This is a genomic window from Pseudomonas syringae pv. tagetis, from assembly GCF_022557255.1.
Taxonomy (GTDB): Bacteria; Pseudomonadota; Gammaproteobacteria; order Pseudomonadales; family Pseudomonadaceae; genus Aquipseudomonas; species Aquipseudomonas caricapapayae.
Map to the genome: position 1 here is coordinate 5337121 of NZ_CP092923.1, position 16606 is coordinate 5353726.

Below are 16606 nucleotides of genomic sequence, written 5' to 3' on the forward strand. Positions count from 1 at the left end.
GAAAACCAAAACTGCCTTGTCTGTCAGCAAGATAGCGAGGCTGTCAGCGCAGCAGGCCCGGCTCAAGGTATTGCGCCACATTTTCGGCACTTGCCTCGCCCAGTCGTGGCACCCGCCCCAGACAAGGTGCAGGCAAACGCTCGACCAGTGTGGCGAGGTTTTCCTCAAGCCGTGAGGTGTCTGCGTCGATGACATTGGCCACCCAGCCTGCCAGGTGCAGGCCGTCGCGGGCGATGGCCTCGACGGTCAGCAGCGCATGATTGATACAGCCCAGACGCACGCCCACTACCAGAATCACTGGCAGATCCAGCGCAATGGCCAGATCGGACAGGTTACTCTGCCCGGCCAATGGCACACGCCAGCCGCCCGCACCTTCGATCAAGGTGAAATCTGCCTGTTTATCCAGAATGTGCCGCATGGGTTGCAGCAGCGAATCGACAGTCAGCACCACGCCCGCCTCAACCGCCGCAAGGTGCGGCGCGATCGCAGGCTCGAACGCCAGTGGATTGACCTCATCGTAATTCAGCTCGATAGAGCACTGGGCATGCAACGCCAGCGCGTCGGAATTGCGCAGCCCTTCTGCAGTCACCACGCAGCCGGACGCCACAGGCTTGCCCGCCGCGGTGCTCAGGCCCTTCAGCCGCGCGGCATGCAGTAAACCGGCAGCCACCGTGGTCTTGCCAGCATCGGTGTCGGTGCCGGTGATGAAATAGGCAGTGCTCATCTCGACAATCTGTCCTTGCATCGTGAAGTCATAAGGCTTTTTCAAGTACCGCGTAAATCACCTGATAGGTCGCGGGCAGCCCGCCTTTCTGGCGGAAGCCCTCATAGGCCTGGACCATGCCCATGATCCTTTCGCGCCCGGTCAGGCCATTGGGCCGTCCCGGATTCAGGTTGTGCGCCCCGAGCGCCTTCAATTCATGCGTCAGGCTGCGCACATCGGGGTAATGCAAAACCTGCGGGCGTACCTCGAGGCTGCGAACCCGCAGACCACTGGCAGCGCACAGCTGACGGTAGTCCGCTTCGTGGCGAAAGCGGTTCACATGCACCCGGCCGTCCACGGCCTGCCAACTGTCGCGCAACTCGTACAGCGTCCCGGCACACAGGCTGGCGAAGGCAAACACACCGCCTGGTTGCAGTACGCGGTGAGCCTCCCGGAGCACTGCGGAGAAATCAGCGCACCACTGCACGGCGAGGCTGGAAAAAATCAGTCCGCAACTCTCATCACGCAGTGGCAGGTGCTCGGCATCACCTGCCACAAAGTGCTGCGCACCACCCGATGGCTGTGCATGGCGCAACATGCCTTCGGCGATGTCCAGGGCGATGCCTTCGCTGCCACCGAACCGCTGATGCAGCGCCCGACTGAAATAGCCAGTGCCGCTCCCCAGATCCAGCCAGCGAGCCGGAACGAGCTCCGCAGGCAGACGCGACAGCAGCTCGTTGCCGACGCTGCGCTGCAATTCGGCAACGCTGTCGTAACTGCCTGCCGCTTTGGAAAAGGACGCGGCGACCTGACGCTTGTCAGGCAGAACAGAGGGCGGTTTGGGCATAGAAAGATCAGTCATCGTCCAGCTCGTGCAGAAAGGCGTGGATCGCAGCGGCTACTCCGTGAGGGTTTTCCAGAATGAATGCATGACTGGCCTGTTCGATCAGACCCACTTCGACATCCGGCAACAGGGTGAGCAGATCGCTTGCGGCCTCAGCGGGCACGAACGCGTCAAGCCCGGCGAACAGATGCAACTGGGGGCCGCGATAGGTTTGCAGCGCGCTGCGGGTATCAAGTTGCTGGAGTATTTTCAGCCCGTCGACCAACGCCGTCCTGGAGCTCTGCGGCGCACCCGCCCTGAGCAATCGGGCAAGTCCGCGAGGGTCTTCTGCGCCTTGAGTACACAACAGGCTGAAACGCTTGAGGGTTGCGTCCGGGTCAACGGCGCAGCCTGCCAAAAACGCGTCGAAATCCTGCGCGGGCATCGCATTCGGCCACGCTCCCCGTGTTACAAAACAGGCGTTGCTGGCCAGCGTCAGCAACCCGCAGCAGCCTTCGCCGCGCCGCGCCGCCAGCTCGGCCGCGAGCATACCGCCCAACGACCAGCCGCCCAGCCAGGCATTGTGCGGCAGGTTGGCGTCCAGCTCGTCGAGCCAGTCAGGCAGGTCGCAACTGTCGATATCCGGCAACGGCTCGATTTCAACCCGCAAATGTTCGTCAAGCCCATGCAACGCAGCGGCAAGCGGCTCCAGCGGAGAAATGCCCAGGCCCCAGCCTGGCAACAGAATCAGACGATCACGCATGGACGGGCTCCGAGGGCTGACTTGCATCCAGCAGCGGATAGCACTGCTCCAGTGCGTTCAATAATAGCTGCACGTCGGCCTCACTGTGGGCGGCAGACAAGGTCACGCGCAGCCGGGCACTGCCCGCAGGCACCGTAGGTGGACGAATCGCCGTGACCAGCAAGCCACGCTCACGAAGCAGCGTAGACAGCCGCAACGCCTGCCCGGCATCACCGATCATGATCGGCTGGATCGGCGTAAAGCTGTCCATCAGTTGCAGGCCGATCTGCTCGGCACCGTGGCGGAACTGTTGGATCAGCCGCGCCAGATGCTCGCGGCGCCAATGCTCGGTACGCAGCAACTGCAGGCTTTTCAACGTGGCGCAGGCCAATGCAGGCGGCTGGCTGGTGGTGTAGATGTACGGACGGGCGAACTGGATCAGGGTTTCGATCAACTCTTCACTGCCAGCCACAAACGCCCCGGAAGTGCCGAACGACTTGCCGAGGGTGCCGACCAGCACGGGCACGTCATCCATAGTCAGACCGAAATGCTCGACAATGCCCGCACCGTTGGCCCCCAATGGCCCGAAACCGTGGGCGTCGTCCACCATCAGCCAGGCACCTTTGGCCCTCGCAGCCTGGGCCAGCGCCGGCAGATCAGCGATATCACCGTCCATGCTGAACACCCCGTCGGTGACCACCAGCGTATCGCCCACGGATTTTTCCAGGCGGCCCGTCAGGCTGGTCACGTCGTTGTGCAGATAGCGCGAGAAACGGGCACCGCTGAGCAGACCGGCATCCAGCAGCGAGGCATGATTGAGACGGTCTTCCAGCACCGTATCGCCCTGCCCGACCAAGGCGGTCACAGCACCGAGGTTGGCCATGTAACCGTTGGAGAAGAGCAAGGCGCGCGGGCGACCGGTCAGCTCGGCAAGCGCTTCTTCCAGTTCATGGTGGGGCGCACTGTGGCCGATCACCAGATGCGAAGCCCCGCCACCCACGCCCCAGCGCTCGGCACCCGCCTGCCAGGCAGCGATCACATCGGGATGATTGGCCAGCCCCATGTAGTCGTTGTTGCAGAACGCGAGCAATGGCTGACCGTCGACAACCACTTGCGGGCCTTGCGGGCTCTGCAGCAACGGGCGCTGACGATAAAGGTGTTCGGCGCGACGGGTGTCGAGGCGCGAGCGGAGATCGAAAGACATGCAGGCCCCGGTCCGGAAGATGACAGTTCAAAACGGGCCGCAACAAAGCGGCCCGTTCATGGGTCAGGCAGAGGCAGCGTCGTAGAACATCGAGCTGCTTTGCTGCTCGACCAGCGCCTGTTCGATGGCGGCCTGATGCACTTCGTCGGCATGCCCCTCGCCCGCTTCGGGCTTGATGCCCAGGCGCGAGAACAACAGCATGTCCTTGTCGGCTTGCGGGTTTGCGGTGGTCAGCAGCTTGTCGCCATAGAAAATCGAGTTGGCACCGGCGAAGAATGCCAGGGCCTGCATTTGCTCGTTCATCGCCTCGCGTCCGGCGGACAGACGCACATGGGATTGCGGCATGAGAATACGGGCCACCGCGAGCATGCGGATGAAATCGAACGGGTCGACGTCTTCGGCGTTTTCCAGCGGTGTGCCAGCGACCTTGACCAGCATGTTGATCGGCACCGACTCCGGGTGCTCCGGCAGGTTGGCCAGTTGGATCAGCAGCCCGGCGCGGTCGTCCAGGGATTCGCCCATGCCCAGAATACCGCCAGAGCAGATTTTCATGCCGGCATCGCGCACGTAAGCCAGGGTTTGCAGGCGCTCGCTGTAGGTACGGGTGGTGATGATACTGCCGTAGAACTCCGGCGAGGTGTCGAGGTTATGGTTGTAGTAATCCAGGCCCGCGGTCGCCAGCGCTTCTGTCTGCTCCTGGTCGAGACGGCCCAGGGTCATGCAGGTTTCCATGCCCATGGCCTTCACGCCTTTGACCATCTCCAGCACGTACGGCATGTCCTTGGCGGAAGGATGCTTCCACGCCGCGCCCATGCAGAATCGGGTCGAACCAATGGCCTTGGCGCGTGCCGCTTCTTCAAGAACCTTCTGCACTTCCAGCAGCTTTTCTTTCTCGAGGCCGGTGTTGTAGTGGCCGGACTGCGGACAGTACTTGCAGTCTTCCGGGCAGGCGCCGGTCTTGATCGAGAGCAGCGTGGAGACTTGTACGCGGTTAGCGTCGAAGTGAGCGCGGTGCACCGTTTGCGCCTGAAACAGCAGGTCATTGAATGGCTGTACGAACAGCGCCTTGACCTCGGCTAAAGTCCAGTCGTGACGCAAAGTGGCGGTGGTGCTGGCGCTCATCGGGCGGCTCCTTGGTGTTTCTGGGCAATGCGCGAGGGCGGTAAAGACCACAGGCGCTACACGGATGTCGGGCATATTTAAGGAAGAGCCATGCGCTGTCAACCCAACGACCAGCATGAGGTTTACATCTGGTTAAAAAACAAACAATCCTGTTTGTTATGCGATGAGCGCAGCGAGGTGCCCGTACCCATCTGCGTGCCGTGCGAAGCCGAACTGCCGTGGCTCGGCAGGCAGTGCAAGCACTGTGCGCTGCCGTTGACTGCGGCGGGGCTGAGCTGCGCGCAATGCTGCAAGCGGCTCCCCGGATTTGCTCAGGTGATCACCCCGTGGCTGTACGACTTTCCGGTCGACAGCCTGATCACCCGTTTCAAACACAACGGCAAATGGCCGATGGGACGCCTGCTGGCCGAACTGTGTGGACAGTTTCTGCAACATCGTTTCGAGGAGGATCTGCCACGTCCCGATTACTTGATACCTGTGCCACTGGCCAGCAAACGCTTGCGCCAGCGCGGTTACAACCAGGCAGCGATGCTGGCCAGATGGCTGGGTAAACAGCTGCAACTCCCTGTCGACGAACACCATGTGCTGCGCAACCGGGAAACAACGGCACAACAAGGCCTGAACGCCAAGGCACGCAAGCGCAACCTGCGCGATGCCTTCACTCTCATTGATCCCGACTGGGTGCAAGGCAGACACCTGGCGCTGGTTGACGACGTCCTGACCACCGGTTCGACGGCAGAGGTGATTGCTCGCCTGCTGAACAATGCCGGCGCGCGAAGAGTGGACGTGTATTGCCTGGCGCGTACGCCCAGGCCGGGCGATTGATTGGGCGCTATGCTCCGGAACCTCAAGACTCTCATCGCCCCCACGCTCCGCGTGATAGCGCAGCCCTGGACGCTCGGCGTCCGAACTTGAGCATGCCGTGAGGCGCAGAATGGTGACGCAGAGCATCACGAAAGGCATGCCAACGCGGAGCATTGGTACGACAGTCATCACGCGTACGCTTTTCGACGCCATGCACAAGAGCGATCATACTGCCCTCTTCTGACCAGCCATCCCCGGATCACCATGTCCCTGCCTCCATTACTCACGCAACACATGGTCCGCCGCCCGCAACGCATCGCGCTGTTGCAGCACATTGCCGAACAAGGCTCGATCACCCGTGCCGCGAAAAGCGCGGGGTTGAGCTACAAGGCCGCCTGGGACGCCATTGATGAGCTGAATAATCTGGCGCAAAAGCCGCTGGTGGAACGCAGTATCGGTGGTCGTGGCGGTGGCGGCGCGAAGTTGTCGGAGGAAGGCGAGCGAGTGCTGCGCCTTTATCAGCGAGTGCAGGCATTGCAGGCGCAGGTGCTTGAAGCGGCCGAAGACAGCAGCGACCTTGACCTGCTCAATCGCCTGACCTTGCGTACCAGCGCACGCAATCAGTTGCTGGGACGGATCGTCAACATCACCCGTCAGGGGCACAACGATCAGGTTCGCCTGCAGCTGGCTGATGAGGTCTTTATCGACGCGCAAGTCACGCATGACAGCACCCTGCGTCTTGAGTTGGCGATCGGCACCGAAGTGGTGGCGCTGATCAAGGCCGGTTGGCTGGAACTGCACGCGGATGGCCCTGAAGAAACAAACGGAAACAATTGCCTTGCCGGGCAAATCGACAGTGTGATCGAAGCGGAGGACGGCCCGAGCGAAGTACGCATCACACTCCCGAGCGGCCAGACATTGTGCGCCCTGGCGACACCGGCGCACCTGCATGCGCAGCAATTGAAACCAGGCGTTGCCGTGCAGGCAAGATTCGCCGCTTCGTTCGTGTTGCTCGGGATACCGATGTAAGCGCTGGCAAGTCATTACCGCGACACAATTCCGTCATATGTGCGCACTAAGGTGGCTGCCATATTCGAGGGAGCCGTGATGATGAAACTATTAGAAGAAAATCAGACCACCGATCTGCAACACATGATCGGCACAGACCGGATCGGCCTCACCCGCCGGGGCTTCATCAGCGCAGGTGCCCTGTGCGGCGCAGCGATGTTTCTGGGTGGCAACCTGTTGAGTCGCACGGTTCTGGCGAACAGCGTCAGCGCAGCGTCCGGCACATTGCTGGGTTTCCAGAGTATCCCTGCCGCAACCGCCGACAGCATCAGCCTGCCGCAAGGCTACAACTCATCTGTGCTGATCAGTTGGGGCCAGCCCTTGCAGGCAGGCGGCCCGGCTTTCGACCCGAGCGGCAAGGGCACCGCCCAGGCCCAGGAAGTGCAGTTCGGCGACAACAACGACGGTATGTGTCTGTTCCCGATGCCAGGCCACAAGGATCGCGCGCTGATGGCGATCAACAATGAATACACCAACTATCGCTACCTTTTCGATCATGGCAAGGAGCCGCAGTCGGCTGAAGAAGTGCAAAAGGCCCTGGCTGCAGAAGGCGTGTCGGTCATCGAGGTTCAGCAGCACAATGGCAAATGGCAGTTCGCTCAGGACTCGCGCTATAACCGTCGTATTCATGGCAACACGCCGATCAGCCTGAGTGGCCCGGCAGCCGGGCACGACTGGCTCAAAACGGATACCGACAAGACTGGGACGCAGGCGCTCGGCACATTTCAGAACTGCTCCAGCGGCCAGACACCGTGGGGCACTTACCTGACCTGCGAAGAGAACTTCACCGACTGCTTCGGCAGCAGCAATCCGGAGCAGAAGTTCGACGCAGGCATGAAGCGCTATGGCGTGGTTGCCGCCAGCAAGGAAATCAACTGGCACCCGCACGATCCGCGCTTCGACGTTGCGAAAAACCCCAATGAGGTCAACCGCCACGGCTGGGTAGTCGAGATTGATCCGTTCGACCCCAAATCCACACCGGTCAAACGCACTGCACTCGGGCGCTTCAAGCATGAGAACGCGGCGTTTACCCAAACCAAGGGTGGCCGCGCCGTGGTTTATATGGGCGATGACGAGCGTGGCGAGTTCATCTACAAGTTCATCAGTCGCGACAAGATCGATCACCAGAATCCGAAAGCCAACCGCAACCTGCTGGACCACGGCACGCTCTATGTGGCGCAGTTCGACAGCGGCGACAGCAACCCGGATCGTCCGAAGGGCAAGGGCCAGTGGATCGAACTGACCCACGGCAAGAATGGTCTCGATGCGGCGGCCGGCTTCAATAATCAGGCTGAAGTGCTGATCCATGCACGCCTGGCTGCCAGCGTGGTCAAGGCCACGCGCATGGACCGCCCGGAATGGATCGTGGTCAGCCCCAAGGACGGCCAGGTGTATTGCACGCTGACCAACAACATCAAACGCGGCGAGGAAGGCCAGCCTGTCGGCGGTCCCAACCCTCGAGCCAAGAACCAGTACGGACAGATCCTGCGCTGGCACGAAAACGACGACAACGCTTCGGCGATGACCTTCGAGTGGGACCTGTTCGTGGTCGCGGGCAACCCGGCTGTGTATTCAGGTACACCGCAGGCCGGGTCGAGCAACATCAACGCGCAAAACATGTTCAACAGCCCCGACGGTCTGAGCTTCGATGAAGCCGGTCGCCTGTGGATTCAGACCGACGGAGATTCCAGCAACAAGGGCGACTTCGCCGGCATGGGCAACAACCAGATGCTCTGCGCCGACCCTGCCAGCGGCGAAATCCGCCGTTTTCTGGTGGGCCCGGTCGGGTGCGAAATCACCGGTATCAGCTTTGCGCCGGACTATAAAACGATGTTCATCGGCATCCAGCATCCCGGTGAAAACGGCGGCTCTACTTTCCCGGAGCACTTGCCCAACGGCAAACCGCGCTCATCGGTGATGGTAATTACCCGCGAAGACGGCGGCGTTATCGGCGCCTGATCGGCTTTAAAATGTGTATTTTTGTGGGAGCGGACTTGTCCGCGAAGACGGTAGTTCAAACAATACATTTTCGGAGAATGCACCGGCTTCTTCGTGGACAAGTCCACTCCCACGACCTCCGGCCAGAATCAAAAGCGGACGCTGTGTAGAACGCTGAGCGCAGGGCGTGGGAGTAATCAGCCACAGAACACTCACTCACTCACTCAATCAACCCGTTCACATCGTAGAACGGGTATGGCCCTTCGTGATCGCCAAACACTGCGTTATGACTCACCAGTCCCTGCTCCGGGTCCCAGTGGTGCAGTACGTACCCTGCCGGTTCCAGATTGAAATGTGCAGGCGCGGCTTTGTCGAGGTCCAGCACGATCTGATGTGAGGTGCCAGGACAGATGCTCGCCACACTGCCGCCAAAACGCCGCTGCATCGGTCGATGCAAATGTCCGCATAACAGGCGCTCCACTTGCGGGTGCTGAGCGATCACACGCTCCAGCGCTGACGCGTTGCCGAAGGGTTCACGGTCCATATGGCCGATGCCGGTAATGAACGGCGGATGATGCAGAATGATCACGGTCGGCACATCGGCACGGCGCGACAGTTGCGCATTCAGCCAGTCCAGCTGGCAGTAATCCAGTCGCCCGCCATGCTCGCCGGGGATGGTCGTATCCATACCGATCAGACGCACCGGGTACTTTTCCACCACCCAGTCCAGAGGTTCGCCGGCCGACAACGGCAGATACACTTGATCGGCAAACGCCGCCAACAGGTTCTGCCGGTCATCATGATTGCCGGGCACCAGATAAAACGGAATGTGCAGACGTTCCAGTTCAGGCTTGAGCACGGCGTATTCGTCCTCACGACCAAAGTCCACCAGATCGCCACTGATCACCACAATGTCAGGCTGCTGTTTGCTGGCGTTGATATGTGCCACGGCACGGCGCAATGCGCCCAGGGTATCGACCACACCGTAGGTCAGACGCCCATCGGCTTTGAGGTGCAGGTCACTGATCTGGGCAATAAGAAACGGACGATTCAAAATAATCTCTCTAGGCGAGCAATGTCAGGAATGCAGGGAGAACAACGCCTGAGGCTCGACATTCAGGGCGATGACCGCGTTGGCGGCATGAATTACGTTGTCGGTACTGTCGACCAACAGCGGCTGAGGGCCACCGACATCGACCAGCAAGCGACTTTGTGCGCCCTGAAAAAACTGTCCGACCAGGCGTCCCTGAAGATGGCTATGAAGAAGGTCGTGCTCCGGCATCAAACGCAGATGTTCCGGACGGCAATACACCGTGCCCGGCAGATCCGCACCGCTCCACGGCAACTCGCCGCCACTCACCTTGAGACCGGCAGGTGTGCGTTCGACCACACTGAACGCATTGAGATTGCCGACGAACCCGGCGACGAAGGCATTGGCAGGCTGTTGATAGATTTCTCTGGGCGTCGCCAACTGCGATACGCAGCCTTTTTCCATGACCAGAATCCGGTCGCCCAAGGCCATGGCTTCGCCTTGATCGTGGGTGACGAATACAGACGTGATGCCCAGCCCGCGCAACAATTGGTCGAGTTCGCTGCGCAGGCGCTCACGCAACTGTGCATCCAGCGCTGCCAGAGGCTCGTCGAGCAACAGCACTCTGGGCCGCGGTGCCAGCGCCCGGGCCAATGCCACCCGTTGGCGTTGACCGCCGGACAGTTCATTGACGCGGCGATTGCCATGCCCGGTCAGGCCGACCAGTTCCAGCAACTCATCACAACGCTTGTTGCGTTCGGCGTGCGACACGCCGCGAATCTTCAGGCCGTACACGATGTTGCCGGCCACATCGAGGTTGGGGAACAGCGCGTAACTCTGAAACACCATCCCAACGTCACGCCGCTCGATGGGCAGACGCGTGACGTCCTGATCATCGAACAGCACCTGACCGACATCCGGTCGTTCGAGACCGGCAATCAGCCGCAAGGTGGTGGTCTTGCCGCAACCGGACGGACCGAGAATCGCCAGCGTTTCGCCGGGTTCGATGGTCAGGTGCAGATCCTTTACCGCAACGGTGCCGTCGGCAAATGCCTTGCGGCAGCCTTTCAGGCGAATAGTGGTTCCGCTCATCGGCTCTCTCCACGGGCAAGACGCGCACTGATGGCCTGCAACGCAATCAGCAGCGGCACAATCAGCAACAGAAAAAGTAGGGTGTAGGCGCTGGCGACTTCAAGCCGGGCCGAGGCGTAGCTGTCGGCCAGACCGACCGGCAGGGTTTTGGTCATCGGCGTGTGGAGCATCCAGGTCAGGTTGAACTCGCCCAGCGACAGGGTCACGACCATCAACACGCCCGCGAGAATCCCGGCCCGGCAGTTGGGCACCACCACGCTGAAAAAGCGTTTGATCGGTCCGGCCCCAAGGCTGGCGGCAGCTTCTTCAAGCACCGGCAGTTGCTGGCGCTGCATCACCGCCATGACCGGCCGAACCAGAAATGGCAGGGTAAACAACACATGGCCGACCAGAATGAACAGCCAGCTGCTGCGAAAACTGCCGAACTGGCCATAGGTCAGCAATAAAGCGAGGGCGCTGGCCAGACCGGGCATGGCGACGGGCAAGACCATCAGTTCCTCGAAGGCCCGGCTGAAGCGATTGTTCATGCGCACCAACGCGTAAGCCGCCGGAACCCCGACCACGCACACGCACATTGCGCACGCCACGGCCAGTTGCAGGGACAGCCAGACGGTCGGTGAGTAGGCCTGCCAGACCTGCACCAGCCAGTCGAACGTCAAACCGCTCGACAAGCCCAGAAAATAATTGCGGGTCAGCCCGGCAAGCAGTGACAGCACCACCGGGACCAGCATGAAGGCACAGACCAACAGCGTGAACGCCAGCTGCGCAGCAAACAGTGGAGAACGTTTCACAGGACGACTCCCGATTTGCCGACCATGCGACGGGCCAGCAACAGCACCGCCCATGTCACCAGCCCGAGGATCACCGACAGTGCTGCGGCCACGGTGAAATTGGCGTAGTTGGTGAACACGTTGTAGATCGCTACCGGCGTAACGTTCAGGCGGGTGCCAAGGGTAAAGGCGGTGCCGAATGCGCCCATCGACGTAGCGAAGCAGATCGCACCGCAAGACACCAGCGCAGGTGCCAGCCCTGGCACGATCACATCGCACACCACCCGCCAATGACCGGCACCCAATGAATGAGCGGCCTCTTCAAGGCTGCGGTCCAGGCTTTCGCAAGCCGCCATGACGGTCAGGATCACTCGCGGAATCGAGAAATACAGGTAGCCGATGAACAGCCCGGTCAGCGAGTAGGCAAATATCCATCGCTCACCGGCCAGTTGCAGCCCGAGTGCAGCAAAGATGCCTTGGCGCCCCGCCAGCAGAATCAACAGAAAGCCGACCACCACCCCAGGGAACGCCAGGGGAAAGGTCAGCAACGCCACCAGCGCAGAGCGTCCGAAAAATGCGTTGCGAGCCAGAAACACACCGCTGATGCCGCCGACTAGCAACGCTGCGAGCGTGACGACCAGCGCCAACAGACAGGTCTGCGCCAGGCTGCCCAGGTATTGAGCGCTGCTCAGCACCTGCCAGTAACCGCTGCCATTGCCATCAGCACCTTGCGCACCGAGTACGATCAGGTGGGTCAACGGCAGCAACCAGAAGGCCAGCAGTACCGCCAGCGCCGGAGCAAGCGCCACCGCAGCGGTCGGGCGCAGCCGGAATAATCCGCCCTTGCGCAGAGCCAGCGCGTGTCCCGGCGAGGCTGACATCACTTCACCTCACGCAGATAGCGGGCGGCGAAAGCTTCCTGCACGGCGGCCATGTGCTGGTAATCCACCACACCGGCACGGGCGTAGTCGCTGTCCGGCAGAAACTGCGCTGCGACGTCGGCAGGCATCTTCGAACGTACCGGACGCAGGTAGGCCTTGGCCCACAGCGCTTGCCCCTCGTCGGACAGCACGTAATCCAGCACCTTCTCGGCATTGGCACGATGAGGCGCCTTGGCGACCATGCTCATCACATACGGAACACCGATGGTGCCTTCCTTCGGAATCACAAACGCAACGTTGGCCTTGTCCTTGTAACGGGCGCGATAGGCGTTGAAATCGTAGTCGACCAGAATCGGCAGCTCACCGGACAGCACACGTGCATACGCGGTTTGCTTGGGCACGATGGGCGAGTTTTTCGCCAGTTTCTGGAAGTAGTCGATGGCTGGCCCGAAGTTGTCCAGCGTGCCGCCCATGGCCTGATTGATCGCAACGGCGGAAACGTAGCCGACAAATGCACTGGAAGGATCGAGATAACCGACCATGCCCTTATATTCAGGCTTGAGCAGATCAGCCCAGCTTTGCGGCACCGGCAGACCGCCGAGCGCGTCGACGTTGACCATGATGCCCAGCGTGCCGGAATGAATGGCGAACCAGTGTCCTTCAGGGTCCTTCAGGCCTGCGGGAATATCGTCCCAGTGCCTGGGTTTATAGGTATCCACCACGCCGGCCTTCTGCGCTTGCAGGCCGAAGGTCACACCGTAATAGACCACGTCTGCGACTGGCGCGGCCTGCTCGGCGACAATTTGCGCCAGCGCCTGGCCAGAGTTTTTGTTGTCCAGCGGCACCTGGACACCGGTGCTGTCGGCAATGGCCTTGAGCTGGGTGCCCCAGTCAGCCCATTCGGGCGGACAGTTGTAGCAGATGGCGGTTTCGGCGGCCTGGGCGAGGCTGGCCGCACCGCATAACAGCAATGCTGCGAGGGTTTTACTGAGGCGTAACATGAAGCATCTCCTGGTAGGGCTGGGTGCTTTCGCCGGGCCGGATGTGGCACGGCAGACAATGAGAAACCGGTGCTGCGCCGGCAATCCGCGACAGCAACTGGTCGATGACCATGCGTGCCAGTTCGCCAATCGGCTGAACCACACTGCACAGCGTCGGGTGCATCTGCGTGCCCAGCGTGATGCCATCGAAGCCGATGACCGAGAGGCGTTCGGGGACACTCCAGCCATGGCGGCGCAACTCGGCAATCAGGCTGATGGCCAGCAGGTCGTTGGAACAGACCAGCGCGCTGGGCGCATTAGGACCGCGCAATAACGGTTCAATTGCGGCAAAATCGGCATTGGTATGGGCAGGCATTTCAATCACTGGAAGCGGCTCAAGCCCTCGCTCGACCATGGCGTCGCAATACCCGTCATAGCGCAGACGGGCGCGGTCGGACTGCATGGCCGGGCCGGCCACCATGGCAATGCGCCGATGGCCTGCATCGATCAGGTAGCGGGTCGCCAGCGCCATGCCTGCACGATTGTCCACAGACACGGCGCTGTAATCCGGATGGCGGGTCTGGTGATAAGCCAGTACGAACGGCGTGTCTTCGCTGACCAGGCCCTCCAGAACACGGTTGTGCTCGGCGTCGGTCACCGTCAGCACCAGCCCGTCGACCCGCTGGCGTAGCAGTTCTTCAACAACGGCGCTTTCACGCTCGGCGGTGTAGTCGGTGGTTGCCAGCAGCAGGTTATAGCCCCGTGCTCGCGCCGCCCGCTCCATGGCCTGAAACTGTTCGGCAAACACCGGGTTGAGCAGGTTGGGCACCACCACGCCAATCAGGTTGGTGGTTTGCAATCGGAGCTGGCGTCCCAGCCGGTTTGGACGAAAACCCAAGGCACGAGCGGCCGCGAACACCCGCTCACGGGTTTCGGAACGCACTACGTCGGGGCTTGCAAAGGCGCGTGCAGCGGTGGCCCGGGAAACCCCGGCCAGACGCGCAACCTGCTTCAGATCTGTCATTGTCGCTCGCTTGAGATCGATCTCATTGACGGCGACTGTAGGCAGCGAACATGGCTATATGACTAACAGGTCATGACTTTTTGATGACAAACGAGCCTGCCCGCACATTAAAAGGAAGGGGCTTGGCGATCCGGGACCGGTCTGCGTTACCATCAGCGGTCCGACGCGGCAACCTGCTGCGCGCAGGAGTAGTCATGGCTCACCCGTTTGCAACACTTACTCCCGATCTGGTCCTGGATGCCGTTGAAAGCATTGGTTTTCTCAGCGATGCACGCATCCTGGCGCTCAACAGTTACGAAAACCGCGTCTATCAGGTCGGTATCGAAGACGGCCAACCGCTGATCGCCAAGTTTTATCGGCCACAGCGCTGGACCAACGAAGCCATTCTTGAAGAACACAGCTTCACCGCTGAACTGGTCGAGGTCGAAGTACCCGTCGTTGCGCCCATGGTGCATAACGGCGCAACCCTGTTCGAACATGCCGGTTTTCGCTTCACGCTGTTCCCGCGTCGCGGTGGGCGCGCGCCGGAGCCTGGCAATCTGGATCAGCTGTACCGCCTGGGCCAGTTGCTGGGGCGTCTGCATGCCGTTGGTTCGACCAAACCGTTCGCGCACCGTGAAGCCTTGGGCGTGAAAAACTTCGGCCATGATTCGGTCAACTTTCTACTGGAAAACGACTGCATCCCGCGCAGTCTGCTGCCCGCTTACGAGTCGGTAGCCCGTGACCTGCTCAAACGTGTAGAAGACGTCTATGCCGCCACGCCGCACACCAACATCCGCATGCACGGCGACTGCCACCCCGGCAACATGATGTGCCGCGACGAAATGTTTCACATCGTCGACCTGGACGACTGTCGCCTTGGTCCTGCCGTTCAGGACATATGGATGATGCTGGCCGGTGATCGTCAGGAGCGTCTCGGCCAGTTATCGGAGCTGATGGACGGCTACAACGAATTTCATGACTTCGACCCGCGCGAACTGGCGTTGATCGAACCGCTGCGTGCCCTGCGCCTGATGCACTACAGCGCCTGGCTTGCCCGTCGCTGGGATGACCCCGCGTTTCCGCACAGCTTTCCGTGGTTCGGTACGGAGCGTTACTGGGGCGACCATATCCTGGCCCTGCGCGAGCAGATGGCAGCACTGAATGAAGAACCGCTGAAGTTGTTTTGACGCTGGCTGCACGCACTTGCCTTGAGTACCCAGAGCATGCCGTTCTGGACGCTCTTGAGCCCATGGTGCGGCGAGAACCTGTGACGCGGAGCGTCACGAAGGCATTCCCACGCTGGAGCGTGAGGAACGATAAGTGTTCGGGAGAAACCATCGTGCCCATGCTCCGCGTGGGCATGCCGTTCTGGACGCTCTGCGTCCGCTCTTGAGCAGCTCCACTTGGCGTGAATCAGGCGGATATGTGTATAAGCATCAGCGCACCTGCGTGAACAAGATTCAAACGAACCATCGCATCACCCCATAGTAAAACCGGAAATTTCTGTATTTAAGGGACGCTCCATGCAAGCTGCCAATCCACGCCGCGGATACATTCTGGGCCTGAGTGCTTACATCATCTGGGGACTGTTCCCCATCTACTTCAAAGCCATCTCCGCCGTTCCGGCCATCGAGATCATCATCCATCGCGTGCTCTGGTCGGCCCTGTTCGGCTCGATTGTGCTGATGTTCTGGAAGCATCCCGGCTGGTGGCGCGACCTGCGCAACAATCCGCAACGCCTTGCCGTGCTGGCATTGAGCGGCACGTTGATCGCTGCGAACTGGATCGTCTACGTCTGGGCAGTGAATAACGGGCGCATGCTTGAGGCCAGTCTTGGTTACTACATCAACCCGCTGGTCAACGTACTGCTCGGCATGTTGCTGCTGGGCGAACGCCTCAGACGCCTGCAAATGCTGGCGGTCATCCTCGCCGCCGTCGGTGTCGCGCAGCAGGTCTGGCATGTCGGCAGCCTGCCGTGGGTATCGCTGGCGCTGCCATTGACCTTCGCGTTCTACGGGCTGATCCGCAAGAAGGCGCCGGTCGCCGCCCTGCCCGGCCTGGTCGTCGAAACCTGGATGCTGGTGCCACTGGCGCTGATCTGGCTCGCGCTCAACCCGATGGCCGTGAGCGCACAACCCGAATTCTGGACCACCACGCAAGCCCTCTGGCTCGCTGCCGCCGGCCCGGTCACGCTGATTCCGCTGGTATGCTTCAACGCCGCCGCCCGCCACTTGCCGTTCACCACGCTGGGCTTTCTGCAATACATCGCACCCACCTTGGTCCTGTTGCTGGCCGTGCTGTTGTATGGCGAACACCTGACCACCAGCACCATCATAACCTTTGCCTTCATCTGGGCGGGGCTGGCGATCTACAGTGTGGATATCTGGCTGAAATCCCGCGGCCGCCACTGATCAAAAAACAAACAACTCTACGCAGGCCACGC

At 61.0% G+C, this 16606-nt stretch carries 16 protein-coding genes; 5 read left to right on the top strand and 11 right to left on the bottom strand.

All coding sequences use genetic code 11. From position 1 onward, the window contains the following. Positions 1-43 precede the first annotated feature (43 nt). The 5 genes from bioD to bioB all read right to left on the bottom strand — a co-directional run bounded on the left by bioD (position 44) and on the right by bioB (position 4594). A complete protein-coding gene (bioD, locus tag MME58_RS23930) occupies positions 44-724 on the bottom strand; it encodes a dethiobiotin synthase (protein ID WP_054985663.1) in 681 nt (226 codons plus the stop codon). Positions 725-752: 28 nt separating this feature from the next. Next, positions 753-1565, bottom strand: coding sequence for a malonyl-ACP O-methyltransferase BioC (gene bioC / locus MME58_RS23935; RefSeq protein ID WP_054985664.1), 813 nt, complete (start codon positions 1563-1565; stop codon positions 753-755). Further along, positions 1558-2289 carry an alpha/beta fold hydrolase gene (locus MME58_RS23940; RefSeq protein WP_055007163.1) on the bottom strand — a complete coding sequence of 244 codons (732 nt, stop codon included), beginning with the start codon at positions 2287-2289 and terminating at the stop codon, positions 1558-1560. Before MME58_RS23940 ends, bioC begins: the two co-directional genes overlap by 8 nt. Beyond that, complete coding sequence (bioF, locus tag MME58_RS23945) at positions 2282-3472, bottom strand: 8-amino-7-oxononanoate synthase (protein ID WP_054985666.1); 1191 nt, start codon at positions 3470-3472, stop codon at positions 2282-2284. The genes MME58_RS23940 and bioF overlap by 8 nt, the downstream gene beginning before the upstream one ends. A gap of 63 nt (positions 3473-3535) precedes the next feature. Then, a complete protein-coding gene (gene bioB, locus MME58_RS23950) occupies positions 3536-4594 on the bottom strand; it encodes a biotin synthase BioB (protein WP_054985667.1) in 1059 nt (352 codons plus the stop codon). 90 nt (positions 4595-4684) lie between these two features. Here bioB and MME58_RS23955 point away from each other — a divergent pair, with 90 nt between their 5' ends. The 3 genes from MME58_RS23955 to MME58_RS23965 all read left to right on the top strand — a co-directional run bounded on the left by MME58_RS23955 (position 4685) and on the right by MME58_RS23965 (position 8425). Then, positions 4685-5419: a ComF family protein gene (locus tag MME58_RS23955; RefSeq protein WP_054985668.1), complete on the top strand. Its 735-nt coding sequence runs from the start codon at positions 4685-4687 to the stop codon at positions 5417-5419. A 243-nt stretch (positions 5420-5662) separates the two neighbouring features. Beyond that, entirely contained in the window at positions 5663-6427 is a 765-nt protein-coding gene (locus MME58_RS23960) for a TOBE domain-containing protein (protein ID WP_055007164.1), read from the top strand. A gap of 81 nt (positions 6428-6508) precedes the next feature. Beyond that, positions 6509-8425, top strand: coding sequence for a PhoX family protein (locus MME58_RS23965; protein ID WP_055007172.1), 1917 nt, complete (start codon positions 6509-6511; stop codon positions 8423-8425). A gap of 199 nt (positions 8426-8624) precedes the next feature. Here the strand turns inward: MME58_RS23965 and MME58_RS23970 are convergent, their stop codons facing one another. From MME58_RS23970 to MME58_RS23995, 6 genes are read right to left on the bottom strand one after another with little or no spacing between them, the layout of a single operon-like run. Then, the gene (locus tag MME58_RS23970; RefSeq protein WP_054985670.1) at positions 8625-9458 is read right to left on the bottom strand and encodes a phosphodiesterase; all 834 of its coding nucleotides are present in this window, start codon (positions 9456-9458) and stop codon (positions 8625-8627) included. A 24-nt stretch (positions 9459-9482) separates the two neighbouring features. Next, a complete protein-coding gene (locus MME58_RS23975; RefSeq protein ID WP_055007165.1) occupies positions 9483-10526 on the bottom strand; it encodes an ABC transporter ATP-binding protein in 1044 nt (347 codons plus the stop codon). After that, the gene (locus MME58_RS23980) at positions 10523-11317 is read right to left on the bottom strand and encodes an ABC transporter permease (protein WP_055007166.1); all 795 of its coding nucleotides are present in this window, start codon (positions 11315-11317) and stop codon (positions 10523-10525) included. Before MME58_RS23980 ends, MME58_RS23975 begins: the two co-directional genes overlap by 4 nt. Continuing rightward, positions 11314-12177, bottom strand: a complete 864-nt coding sequence (locus MME58_RS23985; RefSeq protein WP_055007167.1) for an ABC transporter permease — start codon at positions 12175-12177, stop codon at positions 11314-11316. Before MME58_RS23985 ends, MME58_RS23980 begins: the two co-directional genes overlap by 4 nt. Next, the gene (locus tag MME58_RS23990; RefSeq protein WP_055007168.1) at positions 12177-13178 is read right to left on the bottom strand and encodes an ABC transporter substrate-binding protein; all 1002 of its coding nucleotides are present in this window, start codon (positions 13176-13178) and stop codon (positions 12177-12179) included. The genes MME58_RS23985 and MME58_RS23990 overlap by 1 nt, the downstream gene beginning before the upstream one ends. Next, on the bottom strand, positions 13162-14181 hold the full coding sequence (locus tag MME58_RS23995) for a LacI family DNA-binding transcriptional regulator (protein ID WP_055007169.1): 1020 nt from the start codon (positions 14179-14181) through the stop codon (positions 13162-13164). The genes MME58_RS23990 and MME58_RS23995 overlap by 17 nt, the downstream gene beginning before the upstream one ends. 194 nt (positions 14182-14375) lie before the next feature. Between MME58_RS23995 and MME58_RS24000 the strand changes: the two genes are divergently transcribed. Continuing rightward, positions 14376-15350, top strand: a complete 975-nt coding sequence (locus MME58_RS24000) for a serine/threonine protein kinase (RefSeq protein WP_054985676.1) — start codon at positions 14376-14378, stop codon at positions 15348-15350. Positions 15351-15686: 336 nt separating this feature from the next. Beyond that, the gene (gene rarD / locus MME58_RS24005; RefSeq protein WP_054985677.1) at positions 15687-16574 is read left to right on the top strand and encodes an EamA family transporter RarD; all 888 of its coding nucleotides are present in this window, start codon (positions 15687-15689) and stop codon (positions 16572-16574) included. The last annotated feature ends 32 nt before the right edge of the window (positions 16575-16606 follow it).